This is a genomic window from Halobacterium yunchengense, from assembly GCF_037031165.1.
In the GTDB taxonomy this organism is placed as follows: Archaea; Halobacteriota; Halobacteria; order Halobacteriales; family Halobacteriaceae; genus Halobacterium; species Halobacterium yunchengense.
In genome coordinates this window covers 142,446-159,639 of sequence record NZ_JAYEZL010000003.1, presented here as the reverse complement: position 1 = coordinate 159,639, position 17,194 = coordinate 142,446, and the positions used below count along the sequence as shown (strand labels likewise).

Below are 17,194 nucleotides of genomic sequence, written 5' to 3'. Positions count from 1 at the left end.
AAATTTTTACTTCCGAGGTAAGCGTCGCTCGCCGCGGCCAGAGCGCGCCGAACGCTCCCGTCGAACTGTTGGGAGACGGAGAAACCGTCGTTCGACGCCGAGAACGCCGGTTTCGGCAATTCCGGTTAATCCCGGTTAACGGTTTACAACGGTTGTACGGGGGCGAAAGAGTGCGAAACGATCTGCAATGGGTGTTCCCCTTTATCTACTCGCCGGGCCTGGCCTGGAGGTACGATGAGCGGAAACGATTCGACGGCCATGGCTCCGACAGCCTCGATCGACGTAGACCTCGCGTCCGAACAGCGGCTCTCGGACGACAAGGTGTTCCACCTGCTACAGAACCGCCGACGGCGCGCCGTTATCCGGTACCTTCGCGGGACGGACGAGACCGTGAGCATGCGGGACATCGCGGAGCAGGTCGCGGCGTGGGAGCACGACACCTCCGTCGCGGCACTCGACTCCGACGAGCGCCAGCGCGTGTACATCCCGCTGTACCAGAACCACCTCCCGAAGCTCGACGACGAGGGCGTCATCGAGTACGACCAGAGCCGCGGGACGGTCAAGCGGACGCCCGTCGCCGACCAGCTCGAGCGCTACCTCACCCTCGAGGACGACGAGTCCGCGACGGCGCCGCCGAGCGAGCCGGCCGCGGACGAGACGGCCGACGAGGCGGTCGACGGCGGCGACGACTGGATCGACGCGTACCTGGGCGCGACCGGCGTCACGAGCGGGTTCTTCCTCGCGGCGGTGTTCAACGTCCCGGTCGTCTCCGCCCTCCCGAACATCCTGCTCGCGTCGCTGATGCTGGTCACGTTCGCGACCGTCACGTTCGCGCACACGGTCTTCGGCGCCACGTCGGAGATCCCGCTCCCGTTCTAGCGAGTCAGCTCCGGTCCGACCGCTCGACGCGTCCGCCAGTAGCGCGTCGCGCGTCCCTCATCCGGCCACGCAGTATGTTTGACCCGACAGTTCGACACGTTTGCAGACCGTTGCAAGCGACGGGGTGCCGCCCGTAGCTCCGCTACTGTCGGAAATCGGGGGCGCTGGAGCCGGCCGGTCGGGCTTCGGCGAATTGGCCACAACACCTATATGAAAATCGGGAGCAGAGACTACGCAACCCCCGATGGAGCACGCGGTACCCGGTCCGGCTCGGTCGTACTCCCTCCTCGTCGCGGTCCTAGTCGTGACGCTGCCGGTTCTCGCCGGCGCGCCGGTCGCCGCGAGCCCCGCATCCGAGCAGCGCGGCGTCTCGGGCAGCCAGTGGCAGTCCTCGAACGCCACCGTGGAGAGCGGGCAGTCCTCGAACGCCACCGTGGAGAGCGGGCAGTCCTCGAACGCCACCGTCGAGAACGTGTCGTTCGCCGGCGAGGCGGCCGACCGGACGAGCGACGGCCAGCGCGTCCTCTGGACCGGCGAGTCCTTCGAGATGACGGTCACCTACCAGCCGCCGGACCGCTCCAGCTACGCGGTGTGTGCGTGGACCGGCGACGGGACGACCGAGACCTGCACGGACGTCCACCTCGGCGACCCGGAGAACCAGACGGTCGTGACCTTCGAGCAGTCGAGCTGGCCGTCCTCCGCGAAGGGCCCCCAGAACCTCACCGTGGCGGTCAAGGCCAGCGAGGACGCCGAGGACGCGCTCGCCTCGCACAGCCGGGAGGTGGTCGTCCTCGAGCGCAACGAGAGCTACGACGGCGACTCGCTCTCGAACAGCCGCGAGCTCGACATGAACACGAGCGTGCTGTCCGCGGACACCGACCAGGACGGCCTCGAGGACGGCGTCGAAGTCCGCACGTACGGCACCGACCCGACAGACCCCGACACGGACGACGACGGCCTCCGGGACGAACAGGAACTCGAGGTGGGGACGGACCCGATGGACCCCGACTCGGACGACGACGGGCTCCAGGACGGCCGTGAGCGCGAGCTCGGCACGGACCCGCTGGACGCGGACACGGACGGCGACGGCCTCGACGACGCGCGTGAACTCGAGGTCGGGACGAATCCGACGGACGCGGACACGGACGGCGACGGTCTCGACGACGGCCGCGAACTCGAGGTCGGCACGGACCCGCTGGACGCGGACACGGACGGCGACGGCCTCGACGACGCGCACGAACTGGAGGCGGGGACGGACCCGACGGACGCGGACACGGACGGCGACGGCCTGAGCGACGGGACCGAGGTCGCGCTCCTCGGCACCGACCCGACGAGCGGGACGACGCCGTTCACGCTCGTGACCGGCGTCCTCGTCTCGGTGGTCGTCGTCGGACTGTTCGCCGGACGCCGCGTGGACGGCCTGGACGTCGAGTGGCAGACGACGGACGCCGTCCCGCTCGCGGTGCCGCGGCCGTCCCGGACGACGAACGCGGGGGCCGGCGACGGGGCGGACTCGTCGCCGGAGCGAGAGCAGGAGCCGGAGGGGACGCCCGACCAGGCCCACGAGCCGGTCGTCCAGCCGGCGGACAGCTGGGACGGGGCCCCCGAACGGCCGATGGACCCGGACCACGAGACGGTGCTGTCGATCCTGCGGGACAACGGCGGCCGGGTCCGGCAGAGCGAGGTGGTCGAGGCGACCGACTGGTCGGCGTCGAAGGTCAGCCGGAAGCTCTCGGCCATGGAAGAGGAGGACCTGGTGAGCAGGGTGACCATCGGCCGCGAGAACATCGTCACCCTGCACGGCGACGAACCGAGTTCGGCGGTGGACGACGGGCAGGCGGGACCGCCGCACGGCGACCGTCGGGCGGTCGCCCCCGAGAACGACGCTGGGTCGACGGGCGGCGACGGCCAGGACGGGACGGGGACCGACGAGGGCGGCTGACCGGCCGCGGCCGGCGAGTCGCCGCCGCGAGTGGCGCCTTCTCTGCCGTAGCAGGACCGGCCGCGTCGTGGAGCGGTGCTCGAACCCGAGCGCGATTCCGTTGCGTTCCGTTTCGCCGCCGCGACGGGCGGCCTCGCGACGGCGGACTCGTAGCGCGGATACCCGCCGACGGCGCCCGAACGGCGCGACGGCCTCCCTGGCGGCCAAGCACACGAGTGGGGGCGGCGACGGGTTCTTCCGCGCGCCGGTTCGTCGCCGAGCCGTCCGTTACCCCCTCTGTAAGCCAGGGCTCGGGGTCGGCGAACCCGCGAACCGGCCGCTGCGAGGCGGTGCGCTCCGGGCACGCGCGCTAACTCCTCTCTATCCGGGAATTACACTGAATATAGTAATGGAGTGTCCGGCGGTTGTACGGAATCGAACCCGCATCGACCGCCCGGCCAGGGCCACGCTGCGGGAGGACACAACAATGAACGACGCAACGAGTTCCAATCCCGTCCGCAGAGCCGGGAGCGACCATCCGAGTGGTAGCGCCGCGAACACCCCGCCGCACGTGGGGTGGGGCTGATGTGTGGGATCATCGCCTGCGTCGGCGCCGACAGCACGGTCCCCACGCTCCTGAACGGCCTCCAGAACCTCGAGTACCGCGGGTACGACTCCGCGGGCGTGGCCGTCGAGAACGGCTCCGGGCTGTCCGTGTACAAGCGAGCCGGCTCCGTCTCCGACGTCCGGGACGAGCTCTCCCAGATGACGGACGACGGCGACGTCGGCATCGGTCACACGCGCTGGAGCACGCACGGTCCGCCGACGGACGTCAACGCCCACCCCCACACCGACGAGGACGACGAGGTCGCCGTCGTCCACAACGGCGTGATCGACAACTACCAGTCGCTGCGCGCCGAGCTCGAGGACCGGGGCGTCGAGTTCACGAGCGACACGGACACGGAGGTCGTGCCGCACCTGTTCAGCGAACACCTCGAGCACTGTCCGGACGCCGAGACGGCGTTCCGGCGGACGGTCGAGGCCCTCGACGGGAGTTACGCGATCGCCGCCGTCGTCGACGGCGAGGAGGCGGTGTACGCGGCACGGAACGGCACCCCGCTCGTCGTCGGTGTCGACGACGACTCCTACTACCTCGCGAGCGACGTGCCCGCGTTCCTCGAGTACACGCAGGACGTCGTGTTCCTCGAGGACGAGGACGTCGCGGTCGTCCGGCCCGGTGACGTCGCGACGCTGTCCGTCAACGGCGAGCCGATCGACCGCGAGGTCGAACACGTCGACTGGGACCCCCAGGAGACCGGGAAGGGCGCCTACGAGCACTTCATGCTCAAGGAGATCCACACCCAGCCGACCGCGCTCACGCAGACCCTCGAGGGCCGCCTGGACGTCGACGAGGAGACGGTCGACCTCGAGGGGTTCCCGCCGGGCACCTTCGAGGGGTACGACGACGTCCAGTTCGTCGCCTGCGGGACCTCCTATCACGCCGCACTGTACGGCTCCAAGCTGCTCGACGACGTCGGCATCGACTCGACGGCCTACCGCGCCAACGAGTACGACACGAGCAGCAGCCCGGCGTCCGAGGACTCGCTCGTCGTCGCGGTCACGCAGAGCGGCGAGACCGCCGACACGCTGACGGCGATGCGTCACGCGGCCGACGCCGGCGCCACGACGGCCGCCGTCACGAACGTCGTCGGCTCCACCGCGGCGCGGAACGCCGACCACACGCTGTTCATCCGCGCCGGCCCCGAGATCGGGGTCGCCGCGACGAAGACGTTCACCTCGCAGGTCGTCTCCCTGACGCTGCTCTCCCGCCGGCTCGCTGAGGACTTCCCGGACGCCGAGCCGCGCGAGGACTTCGACGAGCTCGCCGCCGCCCTCCGGCAGCTCCCGGAGGACGTCGAGACCGTCCTGGACGGCTCGGAGGCGGCGCGGCTCGCGGACCGGTACGTCAACGACGAGGCGTTCTTCTTCATCGGCCGGAACCTCGGGTTCCCGGTCGCGATGGAGGGCGCGCTGAAGTTCAAGGAGATCACGTACCAGCACGCCGAGGGGTTCACCTCCGGCCGCCTCAAGCACGGCCCGCTGGCGATGGTGACGCCGTCCACGCCCCTGTTCGCGCTCGTCACCGGCCGGCACAACGAGAAGACGCTGACGAACGCGAAGGAGGCCAAGAGCCGGGGCGCGCCCATCGTCCTCGTGACCGCCGACCCGGAGGAGCACGACGACCTCGCCGACGAGGCCCTCCGGATCCCCGAGACGCACCCGGCCCTGGAGGGGCTGCTGGCGAACGTCCAGCTGCAGCTGCTCTCGTACCACGCGGCCGACATGCTGGGGCGGTCCATCGACAAGCCCCGGAACCTCGCGAAGAGCGTCACCGTCGAATGACGCACCCACTCCGACCGTGAACAAGGAACTGTTCGGCGTGTTCGGCGACCGGTCCGCGTTCGAGCGGCACCGCTCGAACGCCGAGTTCGACCGCGTCGTCGAAGGCCCCTCACTCACGGTCGGCGTCCGCGACGACGGCCTCGGCGTCCCGAACCGGACGCACGTCGCGGTCCGCGAGGACGCGTGCTGTGTCGTCTGGGGGGAGGCGTACCTCCCGGCGAACGGCCACGACCCCGCGGACTGGCTGCTCGACCAGTACCCGAACGTCGGCTCGAAGGCCCTCGACTCGCTGAGCGGGTCGTTCCTCGCGGTCGTCGACGACGGCTACCGGCCCGCGGTCGTGACGGACCCGCTGCGGACGCGGGAGTGCTTCTACACGGACGCGGCCGGGCCGCGCGCGTTCGGCACGGACCCGGCCGCGGTCGTCGACGTCGTCGACGACCCGAGCGCGTGCCGGCGGGCCCTCCAGGAGTTCGTGCACCTCGGCGTCGTGCTCGGGGACCGCACGCTGTTCGAGGAGCTGTCCCGGGTGCCCTTCGACGGCTACCTGGAGCCGGACGCGGTCGGCGAGCTCGCGCGGTTCGTCTACGACGCCGAGGACTTCGACTACGTGACGTCGCTCGCCCGCCGCCTCCGGCGCGCCATCGAACGGCGCAGCGGCCAGCCCGGCCGCACCGGCGTCCTCCTCAGCGCGGGCTACGACTCGCGGCTGCTGCTCGCCGAGCTCGACGGGCTCGAGGCGAGTTACACGCTCGGCACTCCGGGGAGCGACGAGGTCGACGTCGCGCGGGCGGTGGCCGAGAAGTACGACGTCGACCACCGCGTGCTCGCTCCCGGCCAGTGCTACCTGAACACGGACCCTGAGACCGTCCAGTACGGCCAGGGCGTCAGGGAGTCCCTGCAGGTCCACCACGCCATCGACGGCGCGTCCATCGACCTGGACTCGCTGCACCACGGCCTGCTGTTCGACACGCTGCTGGCCGGCCACTTCCGCCCGCGCCGCGGCGTCAGCGCGTTCGGGCACACGCTCCCGCTGCGCGGCCTCGAGCCCGACCCGGACGTCGCCGAGACGCTGCTGTTCGAGAACTTCGGCTTCTGGCGGCTCTCCGACCACCCGGGCGTCGGCGACGACGTCCTCGCGGAGGACAGCGTCGCGTTCTGCCGGGACGCCATCGAGGCCCAGCGGGACCGCCTCGCCGACCGCTTCGAGCGGCCCCACGACGCCGTCGCCGCGGTCGGCATCCAGAACCAGCCGACGATGCCCTTCCACGCGCACCTCGCGGACAACTTCTTCGCGACCTTCGTCGCCGCCGACGCCGAACTCGTCGACTGGCACCTCCGCACGCCGCCCGAACACCGCAACGAGCGGACCTACCGGCGGGCCCTCGAGCGCCTGGACGCCTCGCTGCTCTCGCCGCGGCCGCCGGACCGCCCCCACGACCGGTACGTCCTCAACCAGATCGAGAAGTTCCTCCGGCGGACGCTCCCGGGCCTGGACACCTTCGAGAGCGCGTGGCCGGACCGCCGCGAGCACTACCGCCGCACCGACCTCGACGAGCGGCTGTTCGTCGCCGGCAGTGGCCTGCGCGACCTTCCGCCGCGCGTCAAACTCCGGTTCAACGACGCGGTCTGCTGGCTCGACGTCCTCGCGGACGGTCCGCGCGTCGACTCCGTCGACGCGCTCGTCACGCCCGCGAACGTGGAGTAGCCGCGAGCGCCGCCGCTCCCGTTCTTCGGAGTGGTCGACCTCGGAGGGCCGCCCCATCGCGTTCAGGTTCTCTGCCGCTCACCGGACGTCCAGCGCGTCCTCGGGACGACCCGCCGAGCGGTCACAGAAGGAAGCGCCGGGTTCTCAGGACGACCCGCCGAGCAGCCACTGCAGGAGCGTCGACTGCGTCGTGGTGTCGTTCGTCGTGTCGTCGGTGGTCGTGGTGTCGTTCGTCGTGGTGTCGTTCGTCGTCGTCTCGAGGATGGTCGTCTCCGTCGTCGTGGACGTCGTGGTGTCGTTCGTGGTCGTGGTCGTCTGTTGCGTGGTGGTCTGCTGGCTGGTGGTCTGCTGTGTCGTCGTCGGCTGGCTGGTGGTCTGCTGTGTCGTGGCCCGGTCCGTGGTGGTCGGCTGGCTGGTCGTCCGCGTGGTGGTCGGTCGAGTGGTCGGCTGGTCCGTCGTCTGCCGGGTCGTCGGCTGCTGGCCGGTCGTCGTCTCGTTGCCGATCGGCGGCTGGTCCGTCGTCGTCTCGCTCCCGGGTGGCGCCGACGTCGTCGTCGGGCGGTCGGTCGTCGTCCCGCCGGTCGGCGTCCCGTCCGTCGTCGCTGCGCCGGTCGTGGCGTCCTGCTCGGTCGTCTCCAGCGGGACGGTGGTGGCGTTCGCGGGCGGCCCGGTCTGCTCGGGTTCGGCGTCGCTCGGGCCGCCGAGCCCCGGAATCAGTCCGGCGCCGGCGACCGAGAAGACCAGGCCAACCGCGAAGAAGACCGCGCCCGCCGCCAGCAGCCACCGCTGGCCGTCCCGCCGGGAGAACGTCAGGTCCGAGAGCCAGTCGCCGCCCAGCCTCCGCGCGTCCTCCGCGAACCGCCCGAACGGCCCCGGGAGCGCGCTCAGGAAGCTGGTCACCTCGACGGGGTCGAGGGCGCCCGTGACGAACGCGGCGAGCGTGAACACGGCGAGCCCGACGGGCGGCACGACGACCAGCGAGACCAGTTCCGGCAGCGCGTCGACGAGCACGTACAGCACGGGCGCCGTGAACACGACCGTAGTGGCCGTCCTGACCGCGCGGATGTCCGCGAGCGGGTCGAAGCCGATGCGGCGCGCGCTCCAGACGTGGAAGACGAGCATCGAGCCGTACGCCGTCGTCGTCGCCGCGGCCGCGCCCATCGTCCCGTACCGGGGGATGAGCGCGAGGTTGAGCGCGACGTTCAGGGCGGCCGCGACGGACGTCCCGACGACGAGTTCGCGGAGCCGGCCGCTGCCCTGGCCGATGCTGAGTATCGGTCGCGCCACCGCGAACCCGAACGCCCCCGGGAGCAACACCAGCAGCGGCCCGACGCTCGCGACGAACTCCGGCGAGTACATCAGGGGGATGGCCGCGGACGCGAGCGCGGCGATGCCCAGCCCCATCAGCGCCGTGAGCAGCGTCGTGTACCTGGTGACGCGGGCGGCGATGGCCTTGATGCGCGCGTGGTCGTCGCGCTCGAAGAGCTCGCTGGTCGACTGCAGCAACACCGTCTGGAGGGCCATCGGCACGAACCAGAGGAACTCCGCGAACAGCAACGCGATCTTGTAGTACGAGACCTCGGTCTCGCCCGCGAACCCGCGGAGCAACAGGATGTCGACGTTGTACAGCGAGGTCATGAGGAGGATGAGGACGATGCTGAAGCTGTTGAACGAGAGCATCTCCCGGCGCGGCAGGTCACGCGAGGAGGGGAACAGCACCGTCGCCAGCGACACGCGGCGCGCGACCACCGCGAGGCCGACGGCGCCGACGACCACGCTCATCACGATGTGGCTCGCGAGCACGCCGACGACGCTGTAGCCGAGGACGGCGAGCCCGATGGCGAGCGCGAGGAACCCGACCTTGTACAGCACGCGGAGCGCCATCGCGTAGTGCTCGAGCTTGAACCCCATCAGGGAGTGCCGGAAGTACTCGCGGAACTGCGTCGCGAGCACGAGCACGGCGAGCAGCTTGAGGTAGAGGCCGAGGTGCTCGCCGTCGAGGAAGCGCCCGAGGAGGTTCGTCCGGGCGGCCAGCCAGAGGCCGGCCGCGCCCGCCACCGCGAGCACGAGGCCGTACCGGAGGTAGAACCCGAGGATGCGCCCCTCCCAGTTCTCGCTGCTGCGGTTCTCGCCGAGGTACTTCCGCACGCCGTCCGTGACGCCTGGGCTGAGCGCGTTCATGTAGAGGCTGAACAGGGAGAACAGGAACACGTACCGCCCGTAGGGGTCAGTGCCGAGCTGTGCGACGAGCAGCGGTGACGCGACGATGCCGAGGACGAGCAACACGACCTTCGCGGCGACGACGAAGCTGAACCCGGCGGTGACGCTCCGTGACACACGTCTACGCCACCCCTGGCGGCGCCGGCGGCGTCCGTTCGTCGACCCGGCCGCGTGGTGGTCCGGTCATCGGTCCCTCGTCACCGTCTCTCCGGGCGTGGTCGTCGCGCCCTCGGAGAGCGTCACGCCGGCGTTCAGGCTCGTGTTGATGCCGGTCTTCGCGCCGTCGCCGACGACGACGCCGAACTTCCGGCGGCCCGTCGACACCGACTCGCCCTTCACGCGGACGCGGACCGGCTGGTCGTCGTGGCGGAGGTTCGCGACGTTCGTGCCCGCGCCGAAGTTCACGTCCCGGCCGAGCACGCTGTCCCCCACGTACGAGAGGTGGCTGACGCTCGCACCGGCCATCAGCACGCTGTTCTTCACCTCGACGCCGTGTCCGACCTCGGCGCCGGGGCCGACCAGCGTCGTCCCGCGGACGTACGCGTTCGGACCGACGGACGCGCCCTCGCGGACGAGCGCCGGACCCTCGATCACCGACCCGGCGTCGACGGTCGCGCCGGCCTCCACGACGACGTCGCCGCGGACGGTCGCGTCCTCGTGGACGTCGCCGTCGAGCCGGCGGTCGAGCCGGCCGACGCGGCGCTCGTTCGCCGCGAGGAGCTCCCACGGCCGCCCGACGTCGAGCCAGCGGTCGAACTCGACGGGCGTCACCTCGTAGGCGTCCGCGACCGACGCGAGCACGTCGGTGAGCTCGCGCTCGCCGCGCTCGCTGGCCTCGACGTCCAGCCAGTCGAGTGCCCGCCCGGGGAACGCGTACGCGCCCGCGTTCGCCAGCGACGTCTGGGGGTCCGAGGGCTTTTCGACGACGTTCGTGACGCTGCCGCCGTCGGTCGCGAGCACGCCGTAGTTCGAGGGGCGGTCGACCTCGTAGGCGGCGACGCTCGGCGCCCGTTCGACGAGCGCGTCGACGTCGGCCGCCGTACAGAGGTTGTCACCGTTGAGGACGACGAAGTCCCCCTCGAGGGCCGGCGCCGCCCGGTGGACCGCGTCGGCGGTGCCGTCGGCGGAGTCCTGTTCGACGTACTCGACCGGGACGTCCCGGTAGCGGTCGCCGAAGTGTTCGCGCACCGCCGCGGCCTCGTACCCGACGACGAACACGAGCTCGTCGATGCCGGCGTCGACGGCCGCGTCGGCGACGTGGGCGAGCAGCGGTCTGTCGGCGACAGGGAGCATCGGCTTCGGTCGGCTGTCGGAGAGCGGGCGCATGCGGGTCCCGCGGCCGGCAGCGAGGATCACGGCCTGCATCGTTCGACCTGACGTACCCGCCCCACGAGTTTCATTATAGGCAATGTAAGGCCGCCTGCCGTGGATTCGCTCGACGCTGGGGGTCGCGCAGCTCGCGCGGTGCAGAACGGGAGTTCGGCTCGCGGAGGGGCGGAGTCTGGCTCTGGGGGGACGGAGTCTGGCTCGTGAACGGACGGGAGTCTGGCTCCGAGCGGGCGTGGGTAGGGGTGGAGTGACGGGGTCGCGTGGGCGGTGATCGGGACGAGTGGGAAGGAGGGACTGGTGAAGGGGAAGGGGGACTGGTGAGAGGGAAGGGGGGACGGGTGGGGGGAGGGGTCGGGAGTGCCACCAGTGGACGGTCTGCGTCGAGGCGCACCGTCGCGCCCGGACCGTCCTGAGGGAGACCACGGGCGCTACCACCGTTACTATGCGGTTGTTAACGCCGCCGGCGCGGCGAGCGCGTCGCCCGCTGACGGAGCCGAGAGCGCCTTACTCCCCTGCTAAGCCCGCTGAACAGTGCTGGGCATACTTGTGGCCGTGGCCAGTAGGGGCGAGCGAACGATGGCCGACTTGACCGCCCTCCAACGGGACGTCCTGTTCGCGGTCGCCGGACGCGACTCGCCGAACGGCCAGGAGGTCCGCCGCGAACTCGTCGAGACCCAGGGCCGGGACGTGCTCTCGGGTCACATCTACATCGACCTGGGCACGCTCGTCGACGCCGGGCTGGTCGAGAAGGGCGCCAGGGACGGCCGCTCGAACGAGTACGCGCTCACCACCGACGGCGAGGCGTGGGTGGCGGACCGCCTCGCGTGGGAGCGCGCGTACGTCGCCGTCGACGAGGTGGTCGAGCCGTGAGTCGCCCGGCAACTCGCCGCGGCCGGACTCGCGGCCGACGCAGCGCGACGCGTGCAGAGTCCGCAGGGAGCGAGATTCGCTCGCCGACCCCACGCGGCGAGACGCGGCCGCCGCCCGCACGCGGTGGGACGCGGCCGCCGCCCGCACGGAGATGACCGGGGTCCGAGTCCTGTTCGCGGACCCGGAGACGCTGGTCGTCGAGGGCGAACACGGCACGTGGGTGGTGTCCGCGGTCGCGACGAACCGGGTCCGGGACCTCGTCTCGAACGCGGACGGCCTCGATGCGGTCTGCGACGACCTCGCCGCGCAGACCGAGGACGCCGTCGTCGTGTTCGTCTCGGGGACGGACCGCGGCGGCCGCGTCGAGGCCTACCGGAGCGCGACGAGCAGCCGGGACGTCTTCTACCTGGAGGCCTCGGACGGCACGCTCGTGCTCGCCGACCACTTCCGGAACGCGGTCCGCGAGCTGGCGGTCGGCGACCGGACGGTCGACCGGACCGCGCTCGCCGACCACCTCCTGTTCCGGTCGCCGGTCGAGCCGTCGACGTACGTCGCCGAGGTCTCGCGGCTCGGCCGCGGCGAGTGCATCCGCTGGGACGGCGCCGACCGGGAGTGGACGCGGCGCGTCGCGGACACCCTGGAGACCGTCCACCGGTACAGCCCGGGCCGCGCCGTCGACGCGCTCGGGGACGCCCTCGAGCACGTCGTCCGCGTCGGCGTCCGGCCGGGCGCCCACACGATGTTCTCCGGCGGCGTCGACTCCACCCTGCTGGCGTCCTACCGGCGGAACGCGCCGTCGCCGGTCCAGGTGACCGTCGACGCCCCCGAGTTCCGGCCCGAGGTGGTCGCCGCCCGCGAGGCCGCGGCCGCCATCGACGCCTCCCGGACGGCGGTCCCCGTCGCCGAGGCGTCGTTCCTCGACCACCTGGAGGCGGCCGTCGACGCGCTCGGACTGCCGCCCCGGTACCACCAGACGGTGTTCACGGCCGCCGGGTTCCAGTCGATGGAACCCGGCCAGTACGTCAACGGCCAGTGCGCGGACGCGCTGTTCGGCCTGCCCGGCGTGAAGGCGGCGCGCATCGCGGACTGGCTCGGACCGGTCGTCGACGCGGGCGTCGCCGAGTGGGCCGCCGAGCGCCTCGGCGGTCGCGCCGCCGCCGGCTACGAGGCGCTGGCGGCCCGCCGCGCGCAGCTCCAGCGACCGGCCTCGAGCCCGGAGTCGTTCGCGCACGCGCTCGCCGCGGACGTCGACCCCGGCGCCGTCGCGGAGGTCTTCGACGCGGACGTCGTCCGGCGTCGCGCGAACCGCCGCGTCGAGTACGCCGGCGAGCGCGCGAACCTCGACGCGGACCCGACGTTCCCCCGCCAGGCCGAGGTCGGCCACCTCGTCGACTTCCTCGGCGACGACGCGGTCAACCAGTGGCGACAGCTCGGGTTCGTGTGGGGACAGGACGTCGTCGCGCCGTTCCGCGCGCGCCGGGTCGCACAGACGGCCCTCGCCGTCCCCGCCGACCGCCGGTACGTGCCGCGGCCCGGCGACTCCACTCCGTTCGCGGCGAAGCACGTCCCGAAGGCGCTGCTGTCGCGGCGCGTGCCCGAGTACGACGTCCGCCGCGGGAAGCACTCGGGCTCGCTGCCCATCGGCCGGTACGTCGAGCCGGGCGGTCCGCTGGCGTCGGCGTTCGAGCGATACGAGCCGCCCGCGGTGCTGTCGCCGGCGAGCTACGACCGCCACGTTGCCGGCCACGGGTCGCTGACCTGGGAGCTGCTCACGTTCAGCGTCTGGCGGGACCGCGTCCTCCTCGCGGACGACCTCGAGCCGGTGCCCGGCACGGAGACCTACCACCTGCGGCTGCCTCGCGAGCCCGCCGCGCCGCCGACCTGACGAGTCGCGGCGGCGAGCGGTTCCCGGACGCAGGCGACCGGCTACCCCCGTCTCGCGTCCCGGAAGCGACGGCGAGACGGCCCCTCCCCCGGCCGTACGCGCCACGCGAAACGGTCTTACCCGTCGTATAGTAAAGCAACCGGAGCGTGTAGCCGCGAGTATCAGATGCCGACTGTCAGCGTCGTCGTCCCGACCTACAACCGCGCCGGGCGGATTCACCGGAGCATCGAGAGCGTGCTCGCACAGACCCACGAGGACCTGGAACTGATCGTGGTCGACGACGGGTCCACGGACTACACGGAGGAGGTCGTGCGGAGCTACGACGACGACCGCCTCACGTACGTCGCCCACGAGGACAACCGCGGCGCGAGCGCCGCGCGGAACACGGGCATCGAGCGCGCGTCCGGGGAGTACGTCGCGTTCCTCGACTCCGACGACGCGTGGCTGCCCCGGAAGCTCGAGCGCCAGGTCGCGGTCCTCGAGTCCCGACCGCCGGAGTGGGTGGCCGTCTACTGCGGCGTCGAGATCGGCGACGACGCCGGCCCCCTCCGGCGGTTCGCGCGCTGGGCGGGCCTGACGAGGCTCTCCCAGACCGAGGGCGCCGAGGGCGGCGTGGAACTCGTCAAGGACGTGCTCATGGACCGCCTGCACACGAGCGCGGGGTCGACGCTCCTCGTGTCCGCGGACGTCGTGGACGCCGTCGACGGGTTCGACGAGTCCTTCGAGCGGTTCCAGGACCCCGAGTTCCTCATCCGCGTGCTCCGGCAGGGGAAGCTCGCGTACGTCGACGAGACCCTCGTTCGCCGGTACGACACGGGCCGACCGCCGGCGTCGGTCGTCGAGCAGTCCGACCGCCGCTACCTCGCGAAGTTCGCCGACACCGTCGAACGCCTCGAGCGGGAGGGCTACGACGTCCGCGGCATCCACCACCGGTTCCTCGCGAAGTTCTACTTCCAGGACGGCGAGTTCCGGGCGGCGCTCCGGCACGCCCGCCGCGCGTCGGTGCCGGGGCCGCGCCAGTACCCGGGGCTGATCCAGGCGGTCCTCGACGGCGTGAAACCGTCGCGGTCGTGACGTCCCGAACCCGGCGTTTAAGTCGCTCCATCGTGTTCCTTGCGACGTCTTGCCGGTAGACCGGTCCGAATCGAGCGACGTCTCCCCGGGCACGAGTCGGCGCCGGCGGGAGCACGTCGTCCGGACAGTCGCCGAAGCGGACACGCCGATGACCATCGACGAGCTCGCGGACCGCGTCGCCGAGTGGGAGGCCCAGCGGGCGGCCACCCAGTCGCCGCCGGACCGCCGCCGGATCCGCGAGGAACTCCACGACGTCGACCTCCCGGCACTCGACGACCGGGGCGTCGTCACGTTCAACGCCGACGAGGGGATCGTCGGCGATGGCGGTCGGGACTTCGACCGCGGCCCCGTCCGCGAAGCCGTGGCCGACGCCGACGCGCCCGTCCCGCCTGGCCGGGCGTTCGGTCGCGCTCGCCTCGCGGCGGCCGTGGCGGTCGCGCTGTCGGCCGTCGTCCTGACCGCGGTCGTCCTCGGGGAGGCGGTCGCCGCGACCGTGGTCGGCGGGCTGGTCGTCCTCGGGCTGGCCGCCGCGGTCGCCGTCCGGCTGGCGCGGGTCGACGACGCGGCGTGACCGCCGCGCTCGCCGGGCCGGGCGACTAACAGACTCATAATAAAGCCGGTTTGGCCCGGACGCCCGGACAGTGACAGTGCCATCCGAACTGCCGCCACGCGGACGAGAGACGAGCAGACCGCACCGCGAACCGCGTCGCAGGCGCGCCGAGTGCCGCGACGTCCCCGCCGGCCGCGGAGCGTGGTCGGCGTGACGCAGTCGACGGACGCCCGCGAGCAGGTTCCCATCGCCGCGCCCCAGATCGGCGACGCCGAGATCGACCGGGTCGTCGACGTCCTGGAGTCCGGCCAGCTCGCGGCCGGCAGCGAGGTCCAGGCCTTCGAGTCGGAGTACGCGGAGTACGCCGGCGCCGACCACGCCGTCGCCGCGGCGAACGGCACGGCGGCCCTGCACGCGGCCCTGGAGGCCGTCGGCGTCGGCGACGGCGACACCGTCGTGACGACGCCGTTCTCGTTCGTCGCGAGCGCGAACGCCGTCCGCCACGCCGGCGCCGAGCCGGCGTTCGCGGACGTCGACCCGGAGACGTTCACGCTCGACCCCGTGGCCGTCGAGGAGCGCATCCGCGCGGCGTCCGGGGACGTGGACGCCATCCTCGCGGTCCACCTCTACGGCCTCCCCGCGGACGTCGGCGCGCTCGCTGACGTCGCCGACGACCACGGCGTCCCGCTCGTCGTCGACGCCGCGCAGGCCCACGGCGCGCAGTACGACGGCGAGCCGGCGGGCAGCCACGGCGACGTGGCGTGCTTCTCGTTCTACCCGACGAAGAACATGACCACCGCGGAGGGCGGCATGATCACGACAGACGACCCCGACGTCGCGAACGCGGCCGAGCGGTTCATCAACCACGGCCGCGACCGCGCGGGCTACGAGCACGTCGACCTCGGCCACAACTTCCGGCTGACCGACATCGCCGCTGCCATCGGCCGCGCGCAGCTCCGGCGGCTGCCCGAGTTCAACAGCGCGCGCCGTGAGAACGCCGCGGTGCTCACCGAGCGGCTCTCCGAGACGGACCTCGTCACGCCGACGGAGCCCGACGACCGCCGCCACGTCTACCACCAGTACACCGTGCGCTGTGGGAACCGCAGCGAGGTGGCGTCGACGCTGGAAGCCAACTCCGTCGACACCGGCATCTACTACCCGATCCCCATCCACCAGCAGCCGACGTACGACGACGTCGACTGCGAGGCGCCGGTCGCGGAGGCGCTGGCCGACGAGGTCCTCTCGCTGCCCGTCCACCCCGGGCTCTCCGAGCGCCAGCTCGACCACGTCTGCCGGGTGCTCACCGAGGAGGTGGCCGCCGACGATGTCTGAGCGGCCGGTCCGGGCGGGCGTCGTCGGCGTCGGGAGCATGGGCTGGAACCACGCGCGCGTCTACGACGCCCTGCCCGGCGTCGAACTCGTCGGGGTCGCGGACGCCGACGAGTCCCGCGCCGAGTCCGTCGCGTCCTCGCTCGGGGCGGCCGCCGTCACGGCGGACGCGCTGTTCGAGCGCGCGGACGCGGTCACGGTCGCCGTGCCGACCCAGTACCACTACGACCTCGCGCGGCGCGCCCTGGAGGCGGGCGTCGGCGTGCTCGTCGAGAAGCCGTTCGTCGAGGAGCCCGCGCAGGGCCGGGACCTCGTCCAGCGCGCCGACCGCAACGACGCCACCCTCCAGGTCGGCCACGTCGAGCGGTTCAACCCGGTCGTGGAGGCGCTCGAGCGCGTCGTCGAGGACCTCGAGGTCATCGCCGCGCACGCCGAGCGCCTGACGCCGCCGCCGGACCGCGACATCGACGACACCGCGACGATGGACCTCATGATCCACGACATCGACCTCGCGCGGTCGCTCGTCGACGGCGAGGTCGCGTCCTGCGGCGCGTTCGGCACCGCCGAGGGCCGGTACGCGGTCGGCACCCTCCAGTTCGACACGGGCGTGGTGTGCAACCTGACGGCGAGCCGCGTCACCCGGGAGGACGTCCGCCGCGTCACGGTCACGGCGGAGACCTGCCGGGTGAAGGCCGACCTGCTCGAGGGGACCGTCGAGGTCCACCGCGACGGCGCGGCCGAGTACGCCGGCGAGGTCGGGGACGTCGAGTGCCGACGGGAGGACCTCGTCGAACGGGTCACGGTCGCCGACGCCGACCCCCTGGAGCGCGAACTCGGCGCGTTCACGGACGCGGTCCGGAGCGGCGACGCGCCGCCGGTCACCGGCGAGGACGGCCTCCGCGTCCTGGAGCTCGCCCGCGAGCTCGAGCGCGAGCGCGTCCGCGGCGGCGACCGCTCGGAGCCCTCCGAGGTCGCACAGGACTGACCGGCCGGCCGCCTCCTCCCGAATCGCGGTTACAGACGCTG

General features: G+C 72.2%; 12 protein-coding genes. 10 read left to right on the top strand and 2 right to left on the bottom strand.

The window, feature by feature from the left end; genetic code table 11:
- The first annotated feature begins 258 nt into the window (after positions 1–258).
- The 4 genes from U5911_RS09840 to U5911_RS09825 all read left to right on the top strand — a co-directional run bounded on the left by U5911_RS09840 (position 259) and on the right by U5911_RS09825 (position 6,911).
- Positions 259–879: a DUF7344 domain-containing protein gene (locus U5911_RS09840; protein WP_336036861.1), complete on the top strand. Its 621-nt coding sequence runs from the start codon at positions 259–261 to the stop codon at positions 877–879.
- 304 nt (positions 880–1,183) lie between these two features.
- A complete protein-coding gene (locus U5911_RS09835) occupies positions 1,184–2,821 on the top strand; it encodes a helix-turn-helix transcriptional regulator (RefSeq protein WP_336036860.1) in 1,638 nt (545 codons plus the stop codon).
- Between the two features lie 564 nt (positions 2,822–3,385).
- Positions 3,386–5,203, top strand: a complete 1,818-nt coding sequence (gene glmS, locus U5911_RS09830) for a glutamine--fructose-6-phosphate transaminase (isomerizing) (protein ID WP_336036859.1) — start codon at positions 3,386–3,388, stop codon at positions 5,201–5,203.
- Between the two features lie 16 nt (positions 5,204–5,219).
- Complete coding sequence (locus U5911_RS09825; protein ID WP_336036858.1) at positions 5,220–6,911, top strand: asparagine synthase-related protein; 1,692 nt, start codon at positions 5,220–5,222, stop codon at positions 6,909–6,911.
- Between the two features lie 144 nt (positions 6,912–7,055).
- Here the strand turns inward: U5911_RS09825 and U5911_RS09820 are convergent, their stop codons facing one another.
- Entirely contained in the window at positions 7,056–9,248 is a 2,193-nt protein-coding gene (locus tag U5911_RS09820; protein WP_336036857.1) for a lipopolysaccharide biosynthesis protein, read from the bottom strand.
- Positions 9,249–9,314: 66 nt separating this feature from the next.
- A complete protein-coding gene (glmU, locus tag U5911_RS09815; protein ID WP_336036856.1) occupies positions 9,315–10,496 on the bottom strand; it encodes a bifunctional sugar-1-phosphate nucleotidylyltransferase/acetyltransferase in 1,182 nt (393 codons plus the stop codon).
- Positions 10,497–11,036: 540 nt separating this feature from the next.
- On the opposite strand from glmU, the gene U5911_RS09810 reads away from it, so the two are divergent.
- The 6 genes from U5911_RS09810 to U5911_RS09785 all read left to right on the top strand — a co-directional run bounded on the left by U5911_RS09810 (position 11,037) and on the right by U5911_RS09785 (position 17,153).
- The gene (locus U5911_RS09810) at positions 11,037–11,330 is read left to right on the top strand and encodes a PadR family transcriptional regulator (RefSeq protein WP_336036855.1); all 294 of its coding nucleotides are present in this window, start codon (positions 11,037–11,039) and stop codon (positions 11,328–11,330) included.
- 151 nt (positions 11,331–11,481) lie between these two features.
- Positions 11,482–13,215: an asparagine synthase-related protein gene (locus tag U5911_RS09805; RefSeq protein WP_336036854.1), complete on the top strand. Its 1,734-nt coding sequence runs from the start codon at positions 11,482–11,484 to the stop codon at positions 13,213–13,215.
- 165 nt (positions 13,216–13,380) lie between these two features.
- Complete coding sequence (locus U5911_RS09800; protein ID WP_336036853.1) at positions 13,381–14,289, top strand: glycosyltransferase family 2 protein; 909 nt, start codon at positions 13,381–13,383, stop codon at positions 14,287–14,289.
- A 49-nt stretch (positions 14,290–14,338) separates the two neighbouring features.
- Positions 14,339–14,860 carry a DUF7344 domain-containing protein gene (locus U5911_RS09795; protein WP_418771532.1) on the top strand — a complete coding sequence of 174 codons (522 nt, stop codon included), beginning with the start codon at positions 14,339–14,341 and terminating at the stop codon, positions 14,858–14,860.
- A gap of 189 nt (positions 14,861–15,049) precedes the next feature.
- Positions 15,050–16,171 carry a DegT/DnrJ/EryC1/StrS family aminotransferase gene (locus tag U5911_RS09790; protein ID WP_336036851.1) on the top strand — a complete coding sequence of 374 codons (1,122 nt, stop codon included), beginning with the start codon at positions 15,050–15,052 and terminating at the stop codon, positions 16,169–16,171.
- On the top strand, positions 16,164–17,153 hold the full coding sequence (locus tag U5911_RS09785) for a Gfo/Idh/MocA family oxidoreductase (protein WP_336036850.1): 990 nt from the start codon (positions 16,164–16,166) through the stop codon (positions 17,151–17,153). The genes U5911_RS09790 and U5911_RS09785 overlap by 8 nt, the downstream gene beginning before the upstream one ends.
- Positions 17,154–17,194: the final 41 nt, after the last annotated feature.